The organism is Mycolicibacterium elephantis DSM 44368 (assembly GCF_004014805.1).
Classification (GTDB): domain Bacteria; phylum Actinomycetota; class Actinomycetes; order Mycobacteriales; family Mycobacteriaceae; genus Mycobacterium; species Mycobacterium elephantis.
The window spans coordinates 19,485-44,894 of record NZ_ATDN01000008.1 but is presented as its reverse complement, the minus strand read 5'-3'; the positions used below and the strand labels follow the sequence as shown (position 1 = coordinate 44,894).

The window sequence follows — 25,410 nt, the reverse complement described above, 5'->3', positions numbered from 1 at the left end:
TCCGCGACATGCCGGACACTGCGGATGAGAACGCACAGTGGCGCAGCGGTGCGCTACCTCAGGAATTGGTCGGCGTTGTTGGCGAGGTCCAGCAGCGGCTGTGGCAGGGCGCCGAGCGCGAACGTGACGGCCGCGGTGACCGTGACGACGGCGGTGCTCAGCACGCTGGGAACCACCACCGTCGGCGGGTCCTGGGGCGGCTCGGTGAAGAACATCAACACGATCACCCGCACGTAGAAGTAGGCGGCCACGGCACTGGCGACGACGCCGACGACGACCAGCGGCATCGCTCCGCCCTCGGCGGCCGCCTTGAACACCGCGAACTTGCTGACGAAGCCGCTGGTCAGCGGAATACCGGCGAACGCGAGCAGAAACAGCGAAAAGACCACCGCCACAGCGGGATGACGCCGTCCCAAACCGGCCCACCGCTCCATCGCGGTGTCCTCTTCATCGGCGGAGTCGCGGACCAGCCCCGCCACGGCGAACGCCCCGACCGTGTTGAAACCGTAGGCGAACAAGTAGAACAACGTCGACGACACCCCGGCCTCGTTACCGGCGATCACGCCGGTGAGGATGAAACCGGTATGGGACACCGCCGAATACGCCAGCATGCGTTTGACGTCGGCCTGGGTGATCGCGGCCACCGTGGCCACCACCATGGTGAGGATCGCCACCGCCCACAGCGCCGGTCGCCAGTACTCGTGCAGCTGCGGGAACGCGACGTAGAAGATCCGCAGCATCACGCCGAACGCGGCGATCTTGGTGGCCGCGGCCATGAACGCGGTGACCGGAGTGGGTGCGCCCTGGTAGACGTCGGGAACCCAGGAGTGGAACGGCACCGCCCCGATCTTGAACAGCACGCCGACCAGCAGCAGGGCGATGCCGATCAGCGCCAGCGAGGTCTTGCCCGACCCGGCCTCGGCCACCGCGGCGATGCCGCGCAGGTCCAGCGTGCCCGCGTAGCCGTACAGCATCGCGACGCCGTAGATGAAGAACGCCGACGAAAACGCGCCCAGCAGGAAGTATTTCAGTGCCGCTTCCTGCGACAGCAGGCGACGACGCCGCGCCAGCCCGCACAACAGGTACAGCGGCAGAGACAGCACTTCCAGCGCGACGAACAGGCTCAGCAGATCGTCGGCCGCCGGGAACAGCAGCATGCCGCCGATGGCGAACATCGTCAGCGGGAACACCTCGGTCTGGATGACACCGGCCTTCGTGGCCAGCTGCTCGGCGACGCTGCCCGGCACCGCGGATGCCTGCGGTGTGAAGCCGTCCAGGCCGCGGCCTTCGCCCTCGGCGTTGGCCAGCGCGGGGATGCGGCGTTCGGCGATCACCAGGATGCCCAGCACGCCGACGAGCAGAATGGTGCCTTGCAGGAACAACGCCGGCGCGTCGATGACGACGGCGCCCATCACCGCGGATCTTCCGGCGGTGCCGGCGATGTCGCGCGCCACCAGCACCACCGCCACCAGCGCGGCGATCAGACCGACGAGGCTCAGGGCGAGTTGCAAGGCGTACCGACGTTGCCGCGGCAGCAACGCCTCGACGAGGACACCGGCGATAGCCACCCCGAACACGATGAGCATCGGGGAGACGAGGTCGTATTCGACGACCGGCGGGGAGAGGGTCATGGCGTCGGCCCTTCCGCGATCTGGGGTACCGGATCATGCTGATCGATGGTGGTCAGGGTGTGGGTGACGGCTGGGTTGATCACGTCCAGCGCGGGTTTCGGATAGACGCCCAACACCAGCAGCAGCGCGATGAGCGGTGTGACGACGAGAATTTCGCGTGGCACCAGGTCGCGCAGCCGGTCCTTGCCGGTGACCAACTCGTCAGGCACGGGGCCGGTCATCATCCGCTGGTAGGTCCACAGGATGTAGACGGCGGACAGCACCAGCGCCGACGACGCGAACACCGCCAGCGCGGGGTAGCGGGCGAACGTGCCGATGAGCACCAGGAACTCGCTGATGAACGGAGCCAGCCCGGGCAGCGACAGGGTGGCCAGCCCGGCGACCAGGAAGGTGCCCGCCAGCACCGGCGCCACCTTCTGCACCCCGCCGTAGGCGTTGATCAAGCGAGTGCCCCTGCGCGACACCAGGAATCCGGCGATCAAGAACAGTGCGGCGGTCGAAAGGCCGTGGTTGATCATGTACAGCGTGGAGCCCGACTGGCCCTGGCTGGTCATCACGAAGATGCCGAGGATGATGAACCCGAAGTGGGATATCGACGTGTAGGCGATCAACCGCATCACGTCGGTCTGGCCGATCGCCACGATCGCGCCGTACACGACGCCGATCGCCGCGAGCGTGATGATCAGCGGCCGGAAAACCGTTGAGGAGTCCGGGAACAACTGCAGGCAGTACCTCAGCATGCCGAACGTACCGACCTTGTCCATGACGGCCATCATCAGCACCGCGCTGGCGGGCGTGGCCTGGACGGCGGCGTCGGGCAGCCAGCGGTGGAACGGCCACAGCGGCGCCTTGATCGCGAACGCGAACATGAAGCCGAGGAACAGCAGGTTCATCACCGCCGGGTCGACGACGAATTCGCCGCTCGACACCGCGGCCACGATTTCGCGGAAGTCGAACGTGCCGCCGGCGAACGCGTCGCTCTGTGCGGTGACCACGTACAACCCGATCACCGCGGCGAGCATGATCAGCCCGCCGAACAGGTTGTACAGCAGGAACTTCACGGCTGCGCTGGATCGGTTCTCGCCGCCGAAGCCACCGATGAGGAAGTACATCGGGATCAGCATCGCCTCGAAGAACACGTAGAACAGCAGCACGTCCAGCGAGACGAGCGACATGATCACCATGCCCTCGACCGCCAGCGTCAACGCGAAGTAGGCGTGCGTGGAGCGGCCACCCCATGCGGCGTGGTCGCTGACATCGTTCCAGCCCGCGATCAGCAGCAGCGGCACCAGTACCGCGGCCAACGCGACGATCGCCAACGCGATGCCGTCCAGGCCCAGGATGTAGCCGGTACCGAACGACGGTATCCAGCGGTGGGATTCGACGAACTGGTACTGCTCGCCGCCGGGGTCGAAGCGCACCGCGAGGAAAGCCGTGATGACCAGCACCACGAGCGAGACGGTGAGTGCCAGCCACTTGGCCAGCGCCCGCTGTGCGCTCGGTAGCAGGATCACCACGGCGGCGCCGACGATCGGCACGGCCCACAGCACCGTCAACCAGGGAAACGAGGTCACCATAGCTGCACCGCCAGGATCGCGCCGGCCAGCAGTGCGGCGCCGGCCAGCATTGCCAACGCATAGGAGCGGGCGAACCCGGTCTGCAGCCGCCGCAGGCCCCTCGATGTTCGAGACACCAAGGAGGCGAGCCCTCCTGCCACGCCTTCGATTGCCCCCTCGTCCAGCTTGACCAGCCCCCTGGTGAGCGCCTGCCCCGGCACCATGAAGACCTCTTCGTTGAATGCGTCGCCGCCCAGATCGCTCCGTGCCGCCACGGTCAGCAGCGACCCTGCGGGCGCCTCTTCGGGCACCGGCCGGACGCCGTACATCCGGTAGGCGATCACGATGCCGACCGCCACCACAGCGAGGATGACGGTGGTGACGACCCAGACCGGCGCGATGTGGTGTACTTCGTGTGCTCCGACAACGGGTTCCAGCCAGCGCTCGAGCGTGCCGCCGATCGCGAACGCCGCACCGGATCCGACCGAGCCGATGGCCAGCAGGATCATCGGCCAGGTCATCACCTTCGGCGATTCGTGCGGATGCGCCTCGGGGGCCCAACGTTTCTCACCGAAGAATGTCATCAACATCACCCGTGTCATGTAGAACGCGGTGATGCCCGCACCGAGGATCGCGGCGCCGCCGAGGATCGGACCCTTGACACCGCCGGCGCCGAGCGCCGCCTCGATGATCCCGTCTTTGGAGAAGAACCCGGCCAGCGGCGGCACGCCGATGATCGCGAGGTAGCCCAGCCCGAACGTCGCGAAGGTGATCGGCAGGGCCTTGCGCAGGCCGCCGTAGCGGCGCATGTCGACCTCGTCGTCCATCGCGTGCATCACCGATCCGGCGCCGAGGAACAGCCCGGCCTTGAAGAAGCCGTGGGTCAGCAGGTGCATGATCGCGAACGCGTATCCGACCGGGCCCAGGCCTGCGGCCAGCACCATGTAGCCGATCTGCGACATCGTCGACGCCGCAAGGGCTTTCTTGATGTCGTCCTTCGCGCAACCGATGATCGCGCCGAACAGCAGGGTGACCGCACCGACGATGACGACGGCCAACTGCGCGGTGGGTGACAGCTCGAACACCGGCCCGGAGCGCACGATCAGGTAGACGCCCGCGGTCACCATCGTGGCGGCGTGGATGAGTGCCGACACCGGTGTCGGGCCCTCCATCGCGTCACCGAGCCAGGACTGCAGCGGCACTTGCGCGGACTTCGCGCACGCTCCCAGTAGGAGCAGCAGCCCGATGAACGTCAGGGCGCCGTCGCTCACCTGGGGTGCGGCGGCGAAGACGGCTTCATAAGAGATCGAGCCGATGTGGGCGAACATCGCGAAAATCGCGATGGCCAGGCCCATGTCGCCCACGCGGTTGACCACGAACGCCTTCTTGGCCGCGGTGGCGGCCGAGGGTTTGTGCGCCCAGAAGCCGATCAGCAGGTACGACGCCAGACCGACGCCTTCCCATCCGACGTAGAGCCCGAGATAGTTGTCGGCGAGGACGAGTAACAGCATCGCCGCGAGGAACAGGTTCAGGTAGGCGAAAAACCGTCGGCGGTCGGGATCCTCGGCCATGTAACCGATCGAGTAGACGTGGATCAACGAGCCGACACCGGTGATCAGCAGCACGAAGCACATCGACAGCTGGTCGAGCTGCAGCCCGAAATCGACCTGCAGTTCGGCCACCGGAACCCAGGAGAACAGATGCTCGTGGATCGTGCGGTGTTCGGCGTCGCGGCCGAGCATGTCGGCGAACAACACCGCACCGACCACGAACGACGTGATCGAAGCCGCACAACCCAACAGATGGCCCCAGCTGTTGGTGCGTCGGCCGCCGATCAGGAGGATCGCGGCGCCGACCAACGGGAGGGCGATCGTAAGCCACACCGGAGTTGTCATCGTGCCCTTAGTGTTTCAGCAGATTGGCGTCGTCGACGGAAGCCGAGCGGCGCGTGCGGAAGATGGTCATGATGATCGCGAGGCCAACCACCACTTCGCATGCGGCGACGACCATGGTGAAGAACGCCACCACCTGGCCGTCCAGTTGGCCGTGCATACGCGAGAACGCGACCAGAGCCAGGTTCGCGGCGTTGAGCATCAACTCGACGGACATGAACATGACGATGGCGTTGCGGCGCAGCAGCACTCCGCTGGCGCCGATCGTGAACAACAGCGCCGACAGGTACAGGTAGTTGTCTGGGTTCATGGGTTGCTGTTCCCGCCGTTGACCGAGGTGACGGACCGCTTCTTCAGGATCGGGCTGACCGACAGTTCGGAATCGGACCCGTCGGGCAGGCGTGCGGCGACGTCGACGGCGTTATAGCGCGCGTAGACACCGGGATTGGGCAGCGTGGTCGGGTAACGGCCCGGCTTGAACCGCTCTTCGGCGAGTTCGCGCTGAGTCTTGCGGCGCGCGAACCGTTCCCGGTGCGCCAGCACCATGGCGCCCAGGGCGGCGGTGATGAGCAGCGCGCTGGTCAGTTCGAACGCCCACAGGTAGCGGATGAAGATCAACGCCGCCAGCCCCTCGACGTTGCCGCCGGCATTGGCCTGCCCCAACCCGACGAACCCGCCGGCCGAGACGTTTCCGATTCCGGCGATCATCAGGATGCCGAAGCCGACGCCGAACACGATCGCGGCGACGCGTTGTCCGCGAATGGTTTCCACCAGGGACTCCGAGGAGTCGACACCGATCAGCATCATCACGAACAGGAACAGCATCATCACCGCGCCGGTGTAGACCACCACTTGAACGACGCCGAGGAACAGTGCCCCCTGGGCGATGTAGAACACCGCCAGCACGATCATCGTCATGGCCAGAAACATCGCGGAGTACACCGCTTTGGGCGCGATCACCACGCCAAGGGCGCCGATCAACGCCACAGCGCCGAGCACCCAGAACAGCACCGCCTCCGGGGTGGTCGTGTGGCCGGCGGTCTCGGCGGCCATCGCGGCCACCCACTCGAGCGTCATCGGATGTCCTCGGTGACGGGCTTGATGTTTCCGAGGTAGTAGTCCTCATCGGTGCTGCCCTCGGCCATCGGGTGAGGCGGGGGCAGCATGCCGGGCTCGAGCGGAGCCAGCAGCTTGTCCTTGCCGTAGATCAGGTCGGTGCGGTTGTCGTCGGCCATCTCGTAGTGGTTGGTCATGGTCAGCGCGCGGGTGGGGCAGGCCTCGACGCACAACCCGCAGCCGATGCAGCGCAGGTAGTTGATCTGATAGACGCGGCCGTACCGTTCGCCCGGCGAGTACCGTTCCTCCTCGGTGTTGTCGGCGCCCTCGACGTAGATGGCGTCGGCCGGGCAGGCCCATGCGCACAGTTCGCAGCCGATGCACTTCTCCAGCCCGTCGGGGTAGCGGTTGAGTTGATGTCTGCCGTGATAGCGGGGAGCGACCGGGCCCGGCTTCTCCGGGTACTCCTCGGTGACGGGCTTCTTGAACATCGTCCCGAACGTGACCGCGAAACCCGCTATCGCGTCGAAGAACTTACGCATCGGCTCGCTCCTTGGTCGTTGCGGTCGGTAGCGGCGGGACGGGGAAGACTTCCGGATCCCGCTTCTGTCTGGGCGGTTTGCGAGTTTCCTTGCCGCGCGCGGACCTCCACAGCACGACGAGGATCAGCAGCGCGATGATCGCGCCTGCGGAGAACAGCACCGTCGCCATCTCGTCGACGCCCTGGTTGCGCAGTCCGCGGGCGACGGCGACGATCATGATCCATGCCAGCGAGATGGGGATGAGCACCTTCCAGCCCATCGCCATGAACTGGTCGTAGCGCATCCGCGGCAGGGTGGCGCGCAACCAGAAGTACAGGAACAAGAAACCCCACACCTTGAGGGTGAACCACAGCAGCGGCCACCAGCCGGTGTTGGCGCCGTCCCACATGTTGATCGGCCAGGGTGCGTGCCAGCCGCCGAGGAACAGGGTGGTGGCCAACGCCGACACGGTCGTCATGTTGACGTACTCGGCGAGCATGAACATCGCGAACTTGATCGACGAGTACTCGGTGTGGAATCCGCCGACCAACTCACCCTCGGCCTCGGGCAGGTCGAAGGGCGCTCGGTTGGTCTCACCGACCATCGACGTCACATAGATGACGAACGACGGCAGCAGCAGGAAGATGAACCAGGTCCCGTCCTGGGCGGCGATGATGCCCGAGGTCGACATCGTGCCCGCGTAGATGAACACCGCGACGAAGGACAGCCCCATCGCGATCTCGTACGAGATCACCTGCGCGGTGGAACGCAGGCCGCCCAGCAACGGGTAGGTGGAACCGGACGCCCACCCGGCCAACACGATCCCGTACACACCGATCGAGGTGGCGGCGAGGATGTAGAGCACCGCAACGGGCATGTCCGTGAGCTGAAGCGCTGTGCGGTGCCCGAAGATCGACACTTCGCCGCCCATCGGGATCACCGCGAACGCGATGAACGCCGGGACCGCTGCGATCACCGGTGCCGCCAAGTAGATGAACTTGTCTGCGCCGGCGGGGATCAGGCCTTCTTTGAGCGCCAACTTGACGCCGTCGACCAGCGACTGCAGCAGTCCGCGTGGCCCCACGCGATTCGGGCCGAACCGCATCTGCATGCGGCCCAACAGCTTCCGTTCGATGAGGATCGCCGCGAGGACGGTCAACATCAGGAATGCGAAGATCGCGACCGCCTTGACGACGATCAGCCACCACGGGTCGTTTCCGAACAGTGCCGGATCCGGATGGTTCATTGCAGGCGTCATGATGCAGCCCGTTCTATCGAGACGACGGTTCCCGCCGTCACCCCCAGGCTCTGGTGCACCGCGGAGCCCGCCGAGTTCAACGGCAGCCAGACCACGCGGTCGTCCATGTCGGTGATCGCCAGCGGCAGCGTGATGGCCCCGCGTTCGGTGCGAACCGTCACCAAATCGCCTTCACCGACCCCGATCTCGGCGGCCGTCGCCGCCGACAGCCGCGCGACCGGCTTTCGGGCGGTGCCGGCCAGGTGTGGTTCGCCGTCCTGCAGTCGTCCGGCGTCGAGCAGCATGCGCCAGCTCGCCAACACGGCCTGACCGGTGCCGGGCACGGTCGGCGCCGCGGCAGCCACCTGCGGCGCGGCAGGGCGCGGTCCCGCCCAGATCCCCAGCCGCACCATCTCGTCGCGGCCGTCCGACGGGTTCGACATGTTCAACGCGACCCCGAGTTCGTCGGCCAGGTAGTTCAGCACCCGGGAGTCGGGGATCGCGTTGGTTTCCAACGACGGCTCGAACGGGCGCAGCCGTCCCTCCCAGTTCATGTACGAGCCGGCCTTTTCCACCACGGGTGCGACGGGGAAGACCACGTCGGCGACCGCGGTGACCGCGCTTTCCCGAAGCTCGAGGCTCACCACGAACGGGGCGGCTTCGAGAGCGGCCAGCGCGGCATCGGGGTCCGGGAGGTCGGCGAGTTCCACGCCGCCGATCAGCAGGGCGTCCAAGTCTCCGCTGCGGGCCGCGTCGAGTATCGCCGAGGTGTCACGCCCCGGTGCGCTCGGTAACTCGTCGACATGCCAGACCTCCGCGGTCTCCGCACGCGCGGTCGCATCGTCGACCGGTCGTCCACCGGGCAACAGGTTCGGCAGCGCACCGGCCTCGGCGGCGCCCCGCTCGCCGGCACGCCGTGGTACCCACGCCAGGCGGGCACCGGTCTGCGCCGCCAGTCTGCTTACGGCCGAAAGGGCGCCGGGCGAGGTGGCCAGCCGCTCGCCGGCGAGGATGATCGCCCCCGGCAGCGTCAGCTGTTCGTCGCCCGCCAGGCCGTCGAGTGCGACCGCCTCGCCGCCCGGCGCCGCTCTGACGAGACGTCCGCGCAGCTTGGTCAGGGCGCGGGTGGCGAACGGGGCGACGGAGATCACCCGCAGCCCCTTCTTACGGACGGCCTTTCGCAGCCGCAGGAAGACGATCGGCGATTCCTCTTCGGGTTCGAAGCCGGCCAGCAGCACCGCGGGCGCGTTCTCCAGGTCGGTGTAGGTGACCGTCATCGGATGCCCTGCGACGTGGCTGGCGATGAACTCGGTTTCCTCGGTGCTGTGTGGGCGGGCGCGGAAGTCGATGTCGTTGGTGTCCAGCGCGATCCGGGCGAATTTGGCGTAGGCGTAGGCATCCTCCACCGACACCCTGCCGCCTACGAGCAGGCCCGTGCGGCCGTTGGCCTTCGCCAGGCGGGCACCGGCCACCGCGAGCGACTCCGCCCAGGAGGCCGGCCGCAGCTCGCCGTCCTCGCCGCGGATCAGCGGGCTGGTGATGCGGTCGCCCTGGGTGGCGTAGGTGAAGGCCCAGCGCCCCTTGTCGCAGTTCCATTCCTCGTTGACCTGAGGATCGTCACCGGCCAAGCGGCGCATCACTTTTCCACGCCGGTGATCGGTGCGCTGGGCACATCCGGACGCGCAGTGCTCGCACACGCTGGGACTGGACACCAGGTCGAACGGCCGGGCCCGGAACCGGTACGCCGCGCCGGTGAGCGCGCCGACGGGGCAGATCTGGACGGTGTTGCCGGAGAAATACGATTCGAACGGCTCGCCCGGTGCGATGCCCACCTGTTGCAGCGCACCACGTTCCAGCAGATCGATGAACGGGTCGCCGGCGATCTGATCGGAGAACCGGGTGCAGCGCGCACACATCACGCAACGCTCGCGGTCCAACAGCACCTGCGAGGAGACGTTGATCGGCTTGGGGAAGGTCCGCTTGACATCCTCGAACCGGGTTTCGGGGCGGCCGGCCGACATGGCCTGGTTCTGCAGTGGGCATTCGCCGCCCTTGTCGCACACCGGACAGTCCAGGGGATGGTTGATCAGCAGGAACTCCATGATTCCCTCCTGCGCCTTGTCGGCGATCTCGGAGGTGAACTGGGTGCGGACCACCATGTCGGGTGTGCAGGTGATCGTGCACGACGCCATCGGCTTGCGCTGCCCCTCGACCTCGACCAGGCACTGCCTGCACGCACCGACCGGGTCGAGAAGCGGGTGATCGCAGAACCGCGGAATCTCCACGCCGATCAACTCGGCGGCCCGAATCACCAAGGTGCCCTTCGGAACGCTGACCTCGACGTCGTCGATGGTGAGAGTCACCATTTCGACCGGTGGCTCGGCGTCGGCCGGCCTGTTCTGGGGATCCTCGCGCCTGCTCGCCGGAATGGTCATGCTCCCACCCCCTCGGTGGCCATCAACGTCGAGGCGTGCGGATCGAACGGGCAGCCACCGTCGAGATGAGCGATGTACTCGTCGCGGAAGTACTGAATCGAGGACATGACGGGGGCCGTCGCACCGTCGCCCAACGCGCAGAACGCCCGCCCGAGGATGTTGTCGGAGATATCGAGAAGCTTGTCGAGGTCAGCCGCCGTGCCGGCACCTGTCTCGAGGCGCTCGAAGATCTGGATGTACCAATACGTGCCCTCCCGGCACGGGGTGCACTTACCGCACGATTCATGCGCGTAGAAGTCGCTCCAACGACGAACCGCCCGTACCACGCACGTGGTCTCGTCGAAGATCTGCAGCGCCTTGGTGCCGAGCATGGTGCCGACGCCGGCCATGCCCTCGTAATCCAGTGGCACGTCGAGGTGTTCGTCGGTCAGCAGCGGCGTCGACGAACCGCCCGGCGTCCAGAACTTCAGCTTGTGGCCCCCGCGGATGCCGCCGGCGTAGTCCAGAAGTTCACGCAGCGTGATGCCGAGCGGCGCTTCGTACTGTCCGGGCCTGGCGACGTGCCCGGACAGCGAATACAGCGTGAAGCCAGGAGATTTCTCCGTGCCCATCGACCGGAACCAGTCCACCCCGTTGAGCACGATCGGCGGCACGCTGGCGATCGACTCGACATTGTTGACCACCGTCGGACAGGAGTACAGCCCGGCGACGGCGGGAAACGGCGGACGCAGCCGGGGCTGGCCGCGTCGGCCTTCCAACGAGTCCAACAGCGCGGTCTCCTCACCGCAGATGTAGGCGCCTGCGCCCGCGTGCACGATCAGGTCCAAGTCGAACCCGGAGCCCGCGATGTTCTCGCCGAGGAAGCCCGCCTCATACGCCTCGGCCACCGCGGCGTTGAGCCGCCGCAGCACGGGGGCCACCTCGCCGCGCAGATAGATGAACGCATGACGTGCCCGAATGGCGTACGCGGCGATGATCGCGCCTTCGATCAGGAAGTGCGGCGTCGTCAGCATCAGTGGAATGTCTTTGCAGGTACCGGGTTCCGACTCGTCGGCGTTGACGACGAGGTAGTGGGGCTTTGCGCCGGCGCCGGTGTCGTCCTGCGGAATGAACGACCATTTGGTGCCGGTCGGGAACCCCGCACCGCCGCGGCCCCGCAGACCGGAATCCTTCACGAGCGCGATGACGTCGTCGGGAGACATGGCCAATGCCTTCTCGAGCGCACGGTACCCACCGTGCCGCCGATAGGTGTCCATGGACCACGGCTCCGGTTCGTCCCAGAACCTGCTGAGTACGGGTGTCAGTGCGGTCATGTATGCGAATCCGTTGCGTCTGGGTTGGTTTCAGCGGTGTTCGGCTCGGGTGGCACCGTGGCCGACGGCGCAGGCGCCGGGGCGTCCTGCGTCGCTTCCGCCGCGGCCTTCTGGTCGTCGGGCGCGCCGCCGTCGGATCCCACCGCGGCATCGGGGTCCGGAGCCGTCATGCCGCGCTCGCGCGCCACCCGCAGACCCGCGAGGGTGGCGTCACCGATCCGGTCGCCGCCGGAGCGTGGATCGGGAAGGCCCGCCAGCGTGCGCGCGGTCTCGCGGAACGTGCACAGCGGTGCGCCGCGGGTGGGCTGCGGCGGATTGCCCGCACGCAACCCGTCCACCAGTTCGCGCGCCGAAGCCGGTGTCTGGTTGTCGAAGAACTCCCAATTGACCATCACGACCGGCGCGTAATCGCATGCGGCGTTGCACTCGATGTGCTCCAGCGTGACGCGGCCGTCTTCGGTCGTCCCGCCCGCGTGGACGCCCAGATGGTCCTGCAGCGAGTCCAGAATCGCGTCGCCGCCCATGATCGCGCACAACGTGTTGGTGCATACCCCGACCAGATAGTCGCCGGTCGGGGTGCGCCGATACATCGTGTAAAACGTGGCCACCGCGGTGACTTCGGCGTTGGTCAGCCCTAACTGCTTGGCGCAGAACGCGATACCCGCGTTGGTCAGGCAGCCGTCCTCGGACTGCACCAGGTGCAGCAGCGGCAGCAGGGCCGAGCGCGGGTGCGGATAACGCGCGATGATCTTCTCGGCATCGGTGGAAAGCCGGGCGGTGACGTCTTCCGGATATGACGCGGGGCCGCTTATCGGTGGGCCGGGTTCGTCGGGGCGCTGACCCAGCTCGAAGAAGATGCTCATCGGTCCACCCCGCCCATCACCGGGTCGATCGATGCCACCGCGGTGATCAAGTCGGCGACCATGCCGCCCTCGCACATCGCGGCGACGGCCTGCAGGTTGTTGAACGACGGGTCGCGGTAGTGCACCCGGTAGGGGCGGGTGCCGCCGTCGGACACCATGTGAACTCCGAGCTCGCCGCGGGGCGACTCGATGGCCGAGTACACCTGGCCCGGCGGGACGCGGATCCCTTCGGTGACGAGCTTGAAGTGGTGGATCAGCCCCTCCATCGAATGCCCCATGATTCTTCCGATGTGCTCGGGCGAGTTGCCGAGCCCGTCGGGACCGACCTTCAGGTCGGCCGGCCATGCCAGCTTCTTGTCCTGCAACATCACCGGGCCCGGCTCGAGCTTGTCCAGGCACTGTTCGACGATCTTCAGCGACTCGTGCATCTCGTTGACCCTGATCAGATAGCGACCGTAGGAGTCGCAACCCTCGTCGGTGATGACGTCGAACTCGTAATTCTCATAACCGCAATAGGGTTGGGCCTTTCGCAGATCGTGGGGCAGACCGGTGGACCGCAGGCAGGGTCCGGTGATGCCGAGCGCCATGCACCCGGTCAGATCCAGGTAGCCGATGCCCTGCGTGCGGGCCTTCCAGATGTAGTTCTCGTTGAGCAGGTCTTCGAGGTCCTTCAGCCGTTTCGGCATCAGCTTGAGCAGATCGCGGATCTGGGGGATGGCGTCGTCCGGAAGGTCCATGGCGACCCCTCCGGGACGGATGTAGGCGTGGTTCATCCGCAACCCGCTGACGGCCTCGAAAACGTTCAGCACCAACTCGCGTTCGCGGAAGCCGTAGAACATCGCGCTCATCGCGCCGAGTTCCATACCGCCGGTCGCCAACGCGACCAGATGCGAGGAGATCCGGTTGAGCTCCATCATCATCACCCGGATGACGCTGGCCCGCTCCGGGATCTCATCGGTGACACCGAGCAGCTTCTCGACGGCGAGGCAGTATGCGGTCTCGTTGAAAAACGGTGAGAGATAATCCATCCGGGTCACGAAAGTGACCCCCTGCGTCCAGTTGCGGAACTCCAGGTTCTTCTCGATCCCGGTGTGCAGATAGCCGATTCCGCAGCGGGCCTGAACGATCGTCTCACCCTCGATCTCGAGGATGAGCCGCAGCACGCCGTGCGTGGAGGGGTGCTGCGGCCCCATGTTGACGACGATCCGCTCGTCGGCGTGGGTCGCCGCCTCTCGGGCGGCCTGCACGACCTGGTCCCAATCCTGGCCGCCGACAACGACAACCGGTCCGTCCTCGGATGCGCCCGAGGAGTTAGCACCGCCCTGCTCGGGCGGGGTGGGGGCTGCGCTCATCAGTTGTAGGCCCTCCGCTGATCGGGCGGCGGGATCTCGGCGCCGTGGAACTCCACCGGAATGCCGCCCAACGGGTAGTCCTTGCGTTGCGGGTGCCCGACCCAGTCGTCGGGCATCTCGATGCGGGTCAACGACGGATGGCCATCGAAGATGATCCCGAAGAAGTCGTAGGTCTCGCGTTCGTGCCAGTCCACGGTCGGGTACACGCCGAAGAGCGACGGGATGTGCGGATCGGCGTCCGGTGCGGCGACCTCCAGGTGAATCCGCCGGTTGTGTCTGATCGACATCAGCGGATAGAAGGCGTGCAGTTCGCGGCCGGCGTCGTCGGGGTAGTGCACCCCGCTGACGCCGAGGCACAGCTCGAAGCGCAGTCCGGGGTCGTCGCGCAACGTCTGCGCCACCACGGGTAGCTGGCCGCGGAACACCTCCAGCGTCAGTTGCTCGCGGTACACCACCACCCGCTCGATCGACTCCGCGTAGGTGTCCTCGCCCAGCGCGGCGTGCAGCTTGTCGACGACGTCGTCGAAATACCCGCCGTACGGGCGAGGCGAGCTGCCCGGCAGGGCGACCGGCCGGATCAGGCGCCCGTAGCCCGACGTGTCGCCGGTGTCCCGCACGCCGAACATGCCGCGGCGCACAGCGATGACCTCGGGCTCGTCTGCCGGGGTGCCGTTATTGTTCTCGCTCACCGCAGCAAACCTTTGAGCTCGATGGTCGGGGGGACTGCCAGCGCCGCCCGCTCGGCTTCGCGAATCGCTTCCTCGCGGTTCACGCCGAGCGGCATCTCCTGAATCTTGTCGTGCAGCTTGAGGATCGCGTGCAGCAACATCTCGGGCCGCGGCGGGCAACCGGGAAGGTAGATGTCGACCGGGACGACGTGGTCGACGCCCTGCACGATCGCGTAGTTATTGAACATCCCGCCCGACGACGCACACACCCCCATCGCCAGCACCCACTTCGGCTCGACCATCTGGTCGTAGATCTGGCGCAGCACCGGAGCCATCTTCTGGCTGACCCGACCTGCGACGATCATCAGATCGGCCTGGCGCGGTGTCGCGGAGAACCGCTCCATGCCGAACCTCGAGATGTCGAACCGCGGGCCCGCCGTGGCCATCATCTCGATGGCGCAGCAGGCCAGGCCGAAGGTCGCGGGCCACAACGAGCCCTTGCGGATGTAGCCGGCCACCGTCTCAACGGTGGACAGCAGGATCCCGGAGGGCAGCTTTTCCTCTAGTCCCATGTCAGGCCTCCTCGCCGCCACACGTAGGCGTAGGCCACGAACACCGTCGCCATGAACAGAAGCATCTCCACCAGTGCAAACAGCCCCAGGCTGTCGAACGCCACCGCCCACGGGTACAGGAACACGATCTCGATGTCGAAGATGATGAACAGCATCGCGGTCAGGTAGTACTTGATCGGAAACCGCTGACCGATGCCGTGACGTGACAGGTCCTCCGGCGGCAGCGGCTCGATGCCGCACTCGTAGGCCTCGAGTTTCGACCGGTTGTAGCGCCGGGGGCCGACCGCCAAAGCGATGCCTACCGAGCCGACCGCGAACGCAGCCGCTATGGCGCCAAGCACCAGGATCGGCGTGTACAAATCCATACCGCGAATTCGCTCCCTCGTGGGCTGTCGATGTGAGCTTACCCACACCCTAGCGGGCTTTGCGATCGGTGCCACGCGTTTTGGTTAGTATCGCTATTGGCCGTGTCTGGCTATGCCGTCGTGCCCTGAATCGGCAAGCGAGACAGGATATTTCGGCATTTCGAGCTACGGCACCGGGGTGCGCAGCAGCGACACCACGGCGTCGCCCAAGCGGATCGGATCGATCGGGTGGGGAACCGCGGCCTCCGCGCGCGACCACCGGGCCAGCCAGGCGTCGTCGGCGCGCCCAGTCAGCACCAGGATCGGTGGGCAGTCGTCGATCTCGTCCTTGAGCTGCTTGGCGATTCCCATGCCGCCGACCGGGGCGGCCTCCCCGTCCAGGATCACGAGGTCGAACCCACCCTGGTCCATGTGCCGGATCACCATCGGGCCGGTGGCCACCTCGACGTAGGTCAACTCGGGCAGGTCGGGGTGTACCCGCTTGCCGAGTGCCAGCTTGACCTGCTCCCTGACCCGAGGATTGTCGCTGTAAACCAGGATCCGCAACGGACGCGATGACTCGACCATGCGCCGATGGTACGGCTAGCGCACGCGCCGGAACACGATGTCGCCCGAGATCGTCGCCATGTCAACGATCATGCCCAGCAGATTGCCGTCGACGCCGAACTCCTGGCGATCGACGCGGGACTCGGTGACCAGCCGCGCCGTCCCGTCGTCGAACACCGCGACCTGTGCGGTCAGCGGCAGCGGCTTGGAGGTGCCTTTGATCGTCAGCTGGCCCGCCAGCTCGACGGTGTCGGCCCTGGTCGCGGTCAGCCCGTTGACCTCCACGGTGATGTCGGGGAACTTCTCCGCGTCGAAGAAGTCGGCCGAGTGCAGATGCCTGTCCCGCCTGCCGATCCCGGTGCGCAGCGACGCGGCCTTGATGACGACGCGACCGAAAACCGTTGGCCCGCCGGTGAGTTGCGCTTCACCGCTCAGCTCGGTGAACCGGCCCTTGACGGGCACCAGTCCCCACATCGACTTGACGTTGACCGCGACGGTGGACTTGTCGGGCACCAGGCGCCATTCGCCGAGCGACGCCGGGTCGTTGAGAAACTCCGAAACGTCTGTCATGTCACCTTCTCCGAGGTTTGCGAGGGGTTCAGCAGCGGGGTGATCTCCGCCGGGTCGAAGTACTCGTCGATCCGGTCGATCAGCCCGTCGGCGTTCACCTTGACCACGATGCAGACGCGCATGGCGATCGACTTCCCGTTGCGGCCGTCGGCGTGCAGGACGTGCTGCTGCACGAACCCACCGTCGAACAGCGTGCGCTCGAGGATCTCGTAGCGACGGTCCGTCGTGGTGTCCATGAACCAGGTGATGACCCGCAGCGCCCGGTCTTTGTCCCGGTCGCGGTCGGCAACCTTCCAGACCACCACGTCATCGCTCCACAGCCGCTCCACAGTGGCGATGTCGCCCTTCTCGATGGCGGCGAACAGGCGATCAGCGACGGCGGAGATCACGCCGGAGGCGACGGTCATACCCGGTCCTCTCTTGACCTCAAGTTCCGTTGAGGTAGAACACTCGGCTGCATGGATACGACACCAACCTTGTCCCTATTCGAAGACATCTACAAGTCCCGGACCGCGCCGTGGGTGATCGGCGAGCCCCAGCCGGCGGTCGTCGAGCTGGAGCGGGCCGGCCTGATCCGCGGCAAGGTGCTCGACGTCGGCTGCGGCACCGGCGAGCACACGATCTTGCTGTCGCGCCTGGGCTATGACGTGGTGGGCGTGGACTACTCGCCGCACGCGATCGCACAGGCCCGCGAGAACGCGTCGGCGCGCGGGGTCGAGGCCCGGTTCGAGGTCGCCGACGCGATGGCGCTGGGCACCGAACCGGTCTACGACACCGTCCTCGACAGCGCGCTGTTCCACATCTTCGACGACACCGACCGCCCGCGGTATGTGCGCAGCGTGTATTCGGTGTGTCTGCCGGGCGGGCTGGTCCATGTGCTGGCGTTGTCCGACAAGGGCCGCGGGTTCGGCCCGCAGGTCAGCGAGCGCGAGATCCGGGAGTCGTTCGGTGCCGGATGGACGCTCGAAGCGCTGGAGGAGACGACGTATCGCGGCGTCGTGCAGGAGGCGCACGCCGAGGCGATCGGCCTGCCGGTCGGCACCCGGGTCGACGAGCCGGCCTGGCTGGTTCGGGCGCGTCGGCTCTGAGCGATTTGTGTGCGTTTACGCGCGCTCACCGCGCCTGAACGCACACAAATCACCCGTCGGCGTAGCCGGGGTGGTCGATCGCCAGCCGATGACGCACCACGGTGCGCAGCGCCGACAGCACCTCGTCGGGCCGGTCGTCGAGCTCGCCGGCGCGGATCGCGGCCGCCAGCTCGCGCTCGTCGCGATACCCCAGCCTCGTGAGCGCCTCGCCGACTTCGGTGGCCGTCTCGTCGAGCAGTTCGCGTTCGACGATGCGCAGCACGTTGGCGGCGACGCGGGCGTGGAAGTTGACCTGCGCGGCGTCGGCGGTGTGCTCGGTCGGCGCCGTCGCGGCCCGCACGTCGTTCTCGAGGAACTCGGCCACCGCCGCGACGAGTTCGGCTGCGGTGGGCCGCCCGTGGTAGCCGGTCATCTGGGACCACCTCCGGCCAGCAGATCCAGTACATCCCATTCGGTTTCGCTGACCCGGCGACCGATCGCGGCCAGCTCCACCGACCTGGTCTGGCCGGACAGGTGCCGCTCGGCCTGGTACCGGCAGATCACCCCCCAGCGCAACGTCGCGACGGTCAGCCACCACCGGAACACGTCGCGGTCCAGCGTGATGTCGGCCGCGGCCTCGTATGCGGCCAGGAACGTCTCCACGCTGCCGAGCCCACCCGCGCCACGCTCTTCAGGGGCGCCGAAACGCCACGCCCGGATGCAGAACCACGCGAGGTCCTCGTACACCTCGCCGAGGTGCACCAGCTCCCAGTCCAGCACCGCCGCCAGACCGTCGTCGTCGACGATGAGATTGCCCATCCGGAAGTCGCCGTGCACCAGGACCTGGGGCGACGGCGGCGGACGGTGCGCCTGCAGCCGGCGAAACGCCCACTCGAACGGGGCGGTGGTGTCGCCCATCTCGTCGAGCCGGTCGCGCCACTCGGCGAGTTGGTCGGCGGCGGTCAGGCCGACGCCTTCGTGGTCGGCGCGGTGGATCGCGGCCAACGCCCGCGCACACTGCTGTAACAACCGGCTGCGGCCGGCGTCGTCGAGCGCGCGGTGAATCCTGCGCACCAGCGTCTCACCGGCGATCGCGTCGCAGATCAGATACGGATTTCCCAGCGCCGCAGGTGAACTGTCGGCGGCAAGGATGCGGGGGACAGGTGCGCCTGCGGCCGCCGCGCGCTGTTGCACGGTGGCCTCCAGCTCCATGCTGGCGTGCACGTCGTCGGGTGGGCCGGTGCGCAGGATGAGCGCCGACCGGGCGTCGGTGACCGCGTCGAACGCCCACGTGGTGCGGCTGGCACCGCCGGTGAGCCTGCGCAGGTTCTCCACGACGACGCCCGCGCCGAGCACCGGCTCGAGCACCTCGGCCAGCGCGGCGGTCAGCTTCTCGCTCAACGCTTACCGAATCCGAACATCCGCTGCGCCACCCGCCTGATCTGAATCTCCTCGGCGCCCTCGGTGATGCGGTAGCGGCGATGATGGCGGTAGATGTGCTCGAACGGCTCGTGCCGGCTGTAACCGACTCCGCCGAACACCTGCATCGCGCGGTCGGCGGCCTCGCACACCAGCCGGTTGGCGCGGTAGTTGGCCATCGACACCTTGTCGGACACCTCCATGTGATGGTTGCGGTCCAACTCCGTGGCGGCGTAGCGGACCAGCAGCCGCACCATCTGCGCCTCGGTCTGCAGTTCGACCAGTGGCCATTGCACCGCCTGATTCACCGAGAGCGGCTTGCCGAACACCGAGCGCTCGTTCGCGTAGGCCACCGCGCGGTCGATGCAGTACTGCGCGGCGCCCAGGCTGCTGGCGGCTTGGCGAATCCTGTTCTCGTGCAAAAAGGTCTGGCCGACCTCGAGTCCCCGGTCGACTTCGCCGAGGATGGCGTCGGCAGGCACGCGTACGTCCTTGAGCTCGACCTCGCCGTGGTCGGTCGGCATGTTGAACGTCCACCAGTAGTACGGCACGGTGAATCCCGGCGTGTCCGTCGATACGAGAAACGCCGTGATACCGCGCGCCTGACCGTCTTCCCCCGACGTGCGCGCGAAGACCAGATCGTGGGTGGCACGGTGCACGCCGGTGTTGAACCGCTTGGCGCCGTTGATGACCCAGCTGTCGCCGTCGCGGACCGCGCGGGTCTCCAGCCAGGTGGCGTCGGAGCCGTGGTTCGGCTCGGTGAGGCCGAACGCCATCGACCGCTCACCGGTGATCAGCGCCTCGGTCCACTCCTTCTTCTGGTCCTCGGTGCCGAACCGGTCCATCATGATGACCTGCGGGAAGTTCCCGACAATCGACGACTCGTCCTGCAGATCGTTGTGCAGCCCAAGCCCCTTGTGCGCCAGGTGTTCCCGGATGACCGCCATGTCGAGGTTGGAGCCGTCGCGCCCACCGAACCGCGACGGCAGGCCGTAACGCAGCCAGCCCGCCTTGTCGGCGCGGCGACGCATCTCGGAGAGCAGGTCCTCCCACTCACGCCTGGGGATGCCGCCGTTGTCCCAGTCGGTGCGCGCATGCTCGCGGCGATGGTCGAAATACTGGATGTGCTCGCGTTCCAGCGGCTTGATCTCGGCCTCGATGAATGCGTCCATCTCGGCGAGCAGCGTCTGCAAGTGGTCGGGGAGGGCGAAATCCACACTGATTCCTTTCAACTAGGTCGCCGAGCGCGGTTGTCCACCCGGGCGCGGCTAGGAGCCATACAACGTCTTCTTCCAGATCTTGGACAGGGTCGCGATGGCATCCTCGTCACCGATCTCGAGGTCCAGGCCGGACGTGCCGACGAAGACCGTGGTGAAGTTCTCGAACAGCAGCGCGATCGCCGCCGCGGTGTGTTCGGGGTTGAGGTCGGTGCCGTAACCCTGCTCTTGGGCGCGGCGCACGGAGGCGGCGACGACGTCCATGCCGAGGCGGCGAAACTCGTTCTGCACGTGGGCGAACCGCGGCTGGGTGGCGGCGAGTTGGGCGACCGCGATCATGATGCCGATGTTCTGCTTGAACATGTTCCAGTAGCCCGTGACCACCGAGCGGAAGAACGCGTCGTCGTCCGGCGACTCGGGCAGCGCCAGAGTGGAACCCGAAGGGGCGACCACATCGTGGAGGAAGGACTCAGCCAACGTGGCCAACAGGTCTTCCTTGTCGGCGAAGTACCGGTAGAACGCCGCGGGTGACTTGCCTGCCGCCGACGTGATATCGCTCAGCGTGGTGCCGTGAAAGCCGCGTTCGGCGAACAACTTTCGGGCCGCCAGCTCGATGGCCTCACGGGTCTGGCGGCCCTTGGGGCTGAGCGTCGCCGACGGTTCCCTGGGCACGGTCGCCTCAGCTCAGTTTCCGGTCGCCGGCGCGCAGCAGGGAGCTGGGCAGCTCATGGCCGACAACGCGTTGCGCCACCCCGGCGGCGGTGATCGCGGCCGGCAGGTCGACGTCGACGGAAATACCGCTGTCCCGCAACAGATACACGAGATCTTCGGTGGCGATGTTGCCGCTCGCACCGGGCGCGAAGGGGCAGCCGCCGAGCCCGCCGGAGGACGCGTCGAGCCGGGTGACACCGGCGCAGACCGCGGCATAGGCGCTGGCGAGCCCGGCGCCGCGGGTGTTGTGAAAGTGTGCCCCCAGGGGGCGGTCACCGACGGACGGACGAATGCGGTCGATGAGCTCGCTGACGCGCCGCGGCGTGGTGGTGCCGATGGTGTCGGCGATCGCGAGCCGATCGACCCCGGCGTCGGTCGCCGCGGTCACGATGTCGACCACGCGCTGCGGCGGCGTCGGTCCGTCGAACGGACAGTCCCACGCCGTGGCGATGATGACCTCCACCGAGGCCCCGCTGTCGTGGGCGATCGCGACGATCTCGGGGATCAGCGCGGTCGCCTCCGCGGTGCTGCGCCCGACGTTGGCGTGGCTGTGCCCGTCGGCGGCCGACACCACGTACTCGATCGACGACAGGCCCGCGGCGATCGCGCGTTTGGCGCCGTTGGGGCTGGCCACCAGCGCGGAGAACTCGATGCCGGGAAAGTTGTGCAGTTGGCCGGCCAGCTCGGCCGCGTCGGCCAGCGCGGGCACTTTGGTCGGCGACACGAACGCCGTCGCCTCCATCTCGCGCACCCCGGTCGCCGCGACCGCGGCCAGCAGTTCCAGCTTGGCCTCCAACGGGATCGGCGCTTCGATCTGCAGTCCGTCACGCAGGGAGACGTCGCGGATGTCGACGTGTGCAGGTAGCTCGCTCACAGCACTCCTTCCGCCCGCAGCGCGTCGAGTTCGTCGGCCGACTTGCCCAGCAGACCGCGGTAGATCTCGTCGTTGTGCCGGCCGGGGACGGCCGGGCCGGCGCTGCGCACGGTGCCCGGGGTGTCCGAGAGCACCGGCACCACACCGGGCCCCAGCACGGACCGCTCGACCCGCTCGTCCCAGTGCTCGACCAGCATGCCGCGCGCCCGCAGCTGCGGGTCTGAGACCACCTCGGCGACGGTGTTGATGGGGCCGGCGATCACGCCTGCCGCGCTGAGGGTTTCGATGATGTCGTGCGGCTGGCGGTCGGCCGCCCAGTCGCCGATGATCTTGTCCAGCTCGTCCTGGTTGCGGCCGCGGGCCCCGTGGTCGGCGAACCGTTCGTCGGTGGCGAGCTCGGGACGGCCCATGGCCTCGCACAGCCTGCGGAACACGGTGTCCTGGTTGGCGGCGATCACCACCCAGCTGCCGTCGGCGCTGCGGTAGATGTTCGACGGCGCGATGCCCTCCAGCCGGGTTCCCGACGGGCCGCGCACCACGCCGCCGACGTCGTAGTCGGGGATGGTGGATTCCTGCACCGCCAGGCACGCCTCGGTCAGCGCGGCGTCCACGACCTGTCCCTCGCCGGTGACCGTACGGCGGTACAGCGCGGCCAGCGCGCCCTGCGCGGCGAACATGCCCGCCAGGCTGTCACCCAGCGACAGCGCCAGCCGCGGGGGCGGACCGCCCGGGAAACCGTTCATGTGCCGCAGGCCGCTGGCCGCCTCGGCGACCGAGGCGTAGCCGGCCTTGTGCGCCTCGGGTCCGGTCTGCCCGTAGCCGGAGACGCGGACCAGGATGACGCCGCGGTTGCGTTCGCGCAGCACGTCGTAGCCGAGGTTCCATTTCTCCAGCGTGCCGGGCCGGAAGTTCTCCACGACGATGTCGGAGCGCTCCACCAGCTCGAGGAACAGCTCGCGGCCCGCCGCCTTGCGCAGGTCCAGCGTCACCGCCTTCTTGTTGCGGGCGTGCACGGTCCAGAAGAAGCGGTGTCCGTCGAGCTCGGCCTGTCCCCAGGTGCGCAACGGGTCCGGCGCCCCCGGCGGCTCGATCTTGACCACCTCGGCGCCCATGTCGCCGAGCAGGCGCCCGGCGAACGGCCCGGAGATCAGCGTGCCGACCTCGATGACACGGATGCCGTCCAGCGGGCCCGTCACGCTCACTGTGCTGAACCCCGAGTCGCTTCGCTCTTGCCCGCCGATGAGAACCCGTGCCGGTGCAGCCAGTCGGTGACCACGCCGACCGCCTCGCGCAGCTTGTCGCGCTGGTCGGCGCCCGCGTAGTAGTGGTTGGCGCCTGGGATTTCGTGCATCTCCTTGTCATGATGCCCGATCGCCTCGAACAGCCTGCGGGTGTGGCTCGGTGTGCACGCGTCGTCGGCGAGGTTGCCGATCACCAGCGTCGGCACCGCGATGTCGGGTCCGCACTTGACCGCGTCGCCGTTGGCGTCGTCGTAGCTCCACTGCGACAACCAGCTGCGCAGCGTGCAGAACCGGGCCAGGCCGACGGGGGAGTTGTTGACCACCTGCGGGTCGCCCAGGTAGCAGGTGCCGGGCTCGCGTTCGTTGGGGTCGACGGCGGGGTCCAGCCAGCGCGGGTCGGCCATGGTGCCGTGCACGACGAACGCGAACTCGTCGTCGGGCCGCCCAGCCGCCTTGAGCTCGGCCAGTTTCTGCTTGACCCACTTGGTGATTCGGCGGTTGCGCTCGATCTGCGCCTTGCGGTACCGCTCGAGGAACTCCGGCGGGTAGGGCGGTTGGTTGGGGTTGTCCGGGTTGTAGAGGTCCAGCTCGGGATCGCGCTTGGTCGGATCGGACTCGTCGAGGATCGACGCGTCCAGCCACTCGGTCAGGGTGCCGTGGCGGCTGATGTGGGCGGCCAGCAGCATCAGTCCGTCGGCGGGGATCAGCCCCAGCTTGGTCAGGTCCGGGCCGTCGCCGGACGGGCTCGCGGTCACGGTCGGGTTCTGCGCCTGCTGCTGATAGAACACCGACAGCGACCCGCCGCCGCTCCAGCCGGCCAGCACCACCTTGGCGTATCCCAACCGGTTCTTGGCGTCCTTGATGCATTCGCCGAGGTCCTCGACGACCTTCTCCATCAACAATGCCGAGTCGGTGCCGCGGAACCGGCTGTTGCAGTAGATGACGTGATGGCCCGCGCGCGCCAGCCCGTTGATCATCGGCAGGTAGGCCCCGCCGCCGATCGGGTGCATGAACACCAGCACGGTATCTGAGGGCTTGTCCTTCGGCTTGAGCAGATAGCTCTCCAGCACCACTAGCTCGGCCACCCCGCCGTACACATCGCGCACACCCGAAGTGTTCTGGTAGGCAACGAGATACGGGATGCGGTCGTAGTCATACTTGACCGCTTCCCCTGTGGTGGCCGTCATGCGTGCTGCCCCAGGTCGTGGGCGAGCACCTCGGCCGACGGGGTGAGCCGCCGCGTCGTGTCGATCGAGATCACCTTCCAGCCGACGCGGTCCTGTTCGTCGAACTTGCGCCGCGCCCGTTCACGGGCCTTCTCCGGCGCGCCGTGGTGCACGCCCTGCGGCGCGTGGCTGATCAGGCCCGGCGGCATCGGGATGCCGAACAGGTCGCCGCCGTGGAAGAACGAGACCTCGTCGTAGTCGACGTTGCGGTGGTACCACGGCGGCCGCTCGGTGCCGGGCACGGTCTCGGCCGGCCGGGGCAGAAAGTTCATCACCGCAACACCGGTCGCCTGCATGAACAGGTGCACGGTCGGCGGCAGGTGCACGCTCTCGCTGGCGATGACGTTGTAGTCCTCGATGTTGAACGTGAACGGGAAGTTGTCCCCGCGCCAGCCCTCCACGTCGAGCGGATTGTGTTGGTAGAACAGCGAAGTCGGGCCACCCTCGTCGATGAGCCGGACCTCGTACTCGTCCCGCCCGTCATCGTCGATCGCCTGCGGCTCCGGGATCGTCACCTGCGACGGGTCGAACGGGAAGTGCCGACCCAGTGGCCCGGCCGGCGGCACACGGAACTCGTCGGTGGCCTCGATCATGAGCAGGGTGGTCTCCTCGTCGGGCACCTGCCGCCAGGTGGTGGCCTTCGGGATGTAGACCCAGTCGCCGACGCGGTAGCGCAGCGGCCCGAACTCCGTCTCCAGCAGCCCCGCGCCGGCATGCACGAAGGACAACAGGTCACCGTCGACGTGGCGGACGAAGAACGGCATCGGCTCGGTGCGCCTGCTCAGCGATATCCGGCAGTCGGGATTGGAGAACAGCAGCAGCGGCGTGCCCGCGGCGTCGGTGGCGTCGCTGGGCTTGAGTTCGGAGGTCATCACGTCGAGGGGCCGTAGCGGACCGACGGCGCGGTAGGCGGTGGGATCGTGGCGGCGATAGATGTTCGCGGTGCGTCCGACGAATCCGCCGCGACCCAGTTCGTCGTCCTTGAGCCCGTCGAGATCGGCGTGTAACCGCTTGGGGGTGCGGCCTTTTCGGAGGTGAACGAACGACTCCACGGTGAACTCCATCGACGACGGCGGGC

Annotated in this window: 26 protein-coding genes; 1 reads left to right on the top strand and 25 read right to left on the bottom strand. The window is 67.5% G+C overall.

The window, feature by feature from the left end:
* Positions 1–53 precede the first annotated feature (53 nt).
* From nuoN to MELE44368_RS07275, 17 genes are all read right to left on the bottom strand, one after another.
* The gene (nuoN, locus tag MELE44368_RS07355; protein WP_128107905.1) at positions 54–1,631 is read right to left on the bottom strand and encodes an NADH-quinone oxidoreductase subunit NuoN; all 1,578 of its coding nucleotides are present in this window, start codon (positions 1,629–1,631) and stop codon (positions 54–56) included.
* Positions 1,628–3,208 (bottom strand): NADH-quinone oxidoreductase subunit M, encoded by a 1,581-nt coding sequence (locus MELE44368_RS07350; protein WP_128107904.1) that lies wholly within the window; start codon positions 3,206–3,208, stop codon positions 1,628–1,630. Before MELE44368_RS07350 ends, nuoN begins: the two co-directional genes overlap by 4 nt.
* Positions 3,202–5,082, bottom strand: a complete 1,881-nt coding sequence (gene nuoL / locus MELE44368_RS07345; protein WP_128107903.1) for an NADH-quinone oxidoreductase subunit L — start codon at positions 5,080–5,082, stop codon at positions 3,202–3,204. Before nuoL ends, MELE44368_RS07350 begins: the two co-directional genes overlap by 7 nt.
* 7 nt (positions 5,083–5,089) lie before the next feature.
* On the bottom strand, positions 5,090–5,389 hold the full coding sequence (nuoK, locus tag MELE44368_RS07340; RefSeq protein ID WP_128107902.1) for an NADH-quinone oxidoreductase subunit NuoK: 300 nt from the start codon (positions 5,387–5,389) through the stop codon (positions 5,090–5,092).
* Positions 5,386–6,156, bottom strand: a complete 771-nt coding sequence (locus MELE44368_RS07335) for an NADH-quinone oxidoreductase subunit J (protein WP_128107901.1) — start codon at positions 6,154–6,156, stop codon at positions 5,386–5,388. Before MELE44368_RS07335 ends, nuoK begins: the two co-directional genes overlap by 4 nt.
* Entirely contained in the window at positions 6,153–6,677 is a 525-nt protein-coding gene (nuoI, locus tag MELE44368_RS07330) for an NADH-quinone oxidoreductase subunit NuoI (RefSeq protein ID WP_046750873.1), read from the bottom strand. The genes MELE44368_RS07335 and nuoI overlap by 4 nt, the downstream gene beginning before the upstream one ends.
* On the bottom strand, positions 6,670–7,902 hold the full coding sequence (gene nuoH / locus MELE44368_RS07325) for an NADH-quinone oxidoreductase subunit NuoH (RefSeq protein WP_128107946.1): 1,233 nt from the start codon (positions 7,900–7,902) through the stop codon (positions 6,670–6,672). Before nuoH ends, nuoI begins: the two co-directional genes overlap by 8 nt.
* Positions 7,903–7,910: 8 nt before the next feature.
* Positions 7,911–10,328 (bottom strand): NADH-quinone oxidoreductase subunit G, encoded by a 2,418-nt coding sequence (locus MELE44368_RS07320; protein WP_128107900.1) that lies wholly within the window; start codon positions 10,326–10,328, stop codon positions 7,911–7,913.
* Positions 10,325–11,641 carry an NADH-quinone oxidoreductase subunit NuoF gene (gene nuoF / locus MELE44368_RS07315; protein ID WP_128107899.1) on the bottom strand — a complete coding sequence of 439 codons (1,317 nt, stop codon included), beginning with the start codon at positions 11,639–11,641 and terminating at the stop codon, positions 10,325–10,327. The genes MELE44368_RS07320 and nuoF overlap by 4 nt, the downstream gene beginning before the upstream one ends.
* Positions 11,638–12,504 carry an NADH-quinone oxidoreductase subunit NuoE gene (nuoE, locus tag MELE44368_RS07310; RefSeq protein ID WP_128107898.1) on the bottom strand — a complete coding sequence of 289 codons (867 nt, stop codon included), beginning with the start codon at positions 12,502–12,504 and terminating at the stop codon, positions 11,638–11,640. The genes nuoF and nuoE overlap by 4 nt, the downstream gene beginning before the upstream one ends.
* Positions 12,501–13,856 carry an NADH dehydrogenase (quinone) subunit D gene (nuoD, locus tag MELE44368_RS07305; protein WP_128107897.1) on the bottom strand — a complete coding sequence of 452 codons (1,356 nt, stop codon included), beginning with the start codon at positions 13,854–13,856 and terminating at the stop codon, positions 12,501–12,503. The genes nuoE and nuoD overlap by 4 nt, the downstream gene beginning before the upstream one ends.
* Positions 13,856–14,545 carry an NADH-quinone oxidoreductase subunit C gene (locus MELE44368_RS07300; RefSeq protein ID WP_128107896.1) on the bottom strand — a complete coding sequence of 230 codons (690 nt, stop codon included), beginning with the start codon at positions 14,543–14,545 and terminating at the stop codon, positions 13,856–13,858. The genes nuoD and MELE44368_RS07300 overlap by 1 nt, the downstream gene beginning before the upstream one ends.
* Positions 14,542–15,096 carry a NuoB/complex I 20 kDa subunit family protein gene (locus MELE44368_RS07295; RefSeq protein ID WP_128107895.1) on the bottom strand — a complete coding sequence of 185 codons (555 nt, stop codon included), beginning with the start codon at positions 15,094–15,096 and terminating at the stop codon, positions 14,542–14,544. Before MELE44368_RS07295 ends, MELE44368_RS07300 begins: the two co-directional genes overlap by 4 nt.
* Positions 15,087–15,461, bottom strand: a complete 375-nt coding sequence (locus MELE44368_RS07290) for an NADH-quinone oxidoreductase subunit A (protein ID WP_046752993.1) — start codon at positions 15,459–15,461, stop codon at positions 15,087–15,089. The genes MELE44368_RS07295 and MELE44368_RS07290 overlap by 10 nt, the downstream gene beginning before the upstream one ends.
* A 165-nt stretch (positions 15,462–15,626) precedes the next feature.
* Positions 15,627–16,028 (bottom strand): Rv3143 family two-component system response regulator, encoded by a 402-nt coding sequence (locus MELE44368_RS07285; RefSeq protein WP_046752994.1) that lies wholly within the window; start codon positions 16,026–16,028, stop codon positions 15,627–15,629.
* Between the two features lie 15 nt (positions 16,029–16,043).
* The gene (locus MELE44368_RS07280) at positions 16,044–16,577 is read right to left on the bottom strand and encodes a YceI family protein (RefSeq protein ID WP_046752995.1); all 534 of its coding nucleotides are present in this window, start codon (positions 16,575–16,577) and stop codon (positions 16,044–16,046) included.
* The gene (locus MELE44368_RS07275; protein ID WP_128107894.1) at positions 16,574–16,984 is read right to left on the bottom strand and encodes a nuclear transport factor 2 family protein; all 411 of its coding nucleotides are present in this window, start codon (positions 16,982–16,984) and stop codon (positions 16,574–16,576) included. The genes MELE44368_RS07280 and MELE44368_RS07275 overlap by 4 nt, the downstream gene beginning before the upstream one ends.
* A 51-nt stretch (positions 16,985–17,035) precedes the next feature.
* On the opposite strand from MELE44368_RS07275, the gene MELE44368_RS07270 reads away from it, so the two are divergent.
* The gene (locus MELE44368_RS07270; RefSeq protein ID WP_128107893.1) at positions 17,036–17,665 is read left to right on the top strand and encodes a class I SAM-dependent methyltransferase; all 630 of its coding nucleotides are present in this window, start codon (positions 17,036–17,038) and stop codon (positions 17,663–17,665) included.
* A gap of 49 nt (positions 17,666–17,714) precedes the next feature.
* On the opposite strand, the gene MELE44368_RS27005 is transcribed toward MELE44368_RS07270, so the two are convergent.
* The 8 genes from MELE44368_RS27005 to MELE44368_RS07230 are packed head-to-tail and all read right to left on the bottom strand — an operon-like array spanning position 17,715 to position 25,384.
* Positions 17,715–18,077: a DUF6285 domain-containing protein gene (locus tag MELE44368_RS27005; protein ID WP_128107892.1), complete on the bottom strand. Its 363-nt coding sequence runs from the start codon at positions 18,075–18,077 to the stop codon at positions 17,715–17,717.
* Entirely contained in the window at positions 18,074–19,045 is a 972-nt protein-coding gene (locus tag MELE44368_RS07260; RefSeq protein WP_128107891.1) for a phosphotransferase family protein, read from the bottom strand. The genes MELE44368_RS27005 and MELE44368_RS07260 overlap by 4 nt, the downstream gene beginning before the upstream one ends.
* Positions 19,042–20,280 (bottom strand): acyl-CoA dehydrogenase family protein, encoded by a 1,239-nt coding sequence (locus MELE44368_RS07255; RefSeq protein ID WP_128107890.1) that lies wholly within the window; start codon positions 20,278–20,280, stop codon positions 19,042–19,044. Before MELE44368_RS07255 ends, MELE44368_RS07260 begins: the two co-directional genes overlap by 4 nt.
* A gap of 51 nt (positions 20,281–20,331) precedes the next feature.
* Positions 20,332–20,952, bottom strand: a complete 621-nt coding sequence (locus MELE44368_RS07250) for a TetR/AcrR family transcriptional regulator (protein ID WP_128107889.1) — start codon at positions 20,950–20,952, stop codon at positions 20,332–20,334.
* A gap of 7 nt (positions 20,953–20,959) precedes the next feature.
* Positions 20,960–21,865, bottom strand: a complete 906-nt coding sequence (locus tag MELE44368_RS07245) for a hydroxymethylglutaryl-CoA lyase (protein WP_128107888.1) — start codon at positions 21,863–21,865, stop codon at positions 20,960–20,962.
* Positions 21,862–23,067: a CaiB/BaiF CoA transferase family protein gene (locus MELE44368_RS07240; RefSeq protein ID WP_128107887.1), complete on the bottom strand. Its 1,206-nt coding sequence runs from the start codon at positions 23,065–23,067 to the stop codon at positions 21,862–21,864. Before MELE44368_RS07240 ends, MELE44368_RS07245 begins: the two co-directional genes overlap by 4 nt.
* On the bottom strand, positions 23,064–24,293 hold the full coding sequence (locus MELE44368_RS07235; protein WP_128107886.1) for an alpha/beta hydrolase family protein: 1,230 nt from the start codon (positions 24,291–24,293) through the stop codon (positions 23,064–23,066). The genes MELE44368_RS07240 and MELE44368_RS07235 overlap by 4 nt, the downstream gene beginning before the upstream one ends.
* Positions 24,290–25,384 (bottom strand): homogentisate 1,2-dioxygenase, encoded by a 1,095-nt coding sequence (locus MELE44368_RS07230; protein WP_128107885.1) that lies wholly within the window; start codon positions 25,382–25,384, stop codon positions 24,290–24,292. The genes MELE44368_RS07235 and MELE44368_RS07230 overlap by 4 nt, the downstream gene beginning before the upstream one ends.
* Positions 25,385–25,410 lie beyond the last annotated feature (26 nt).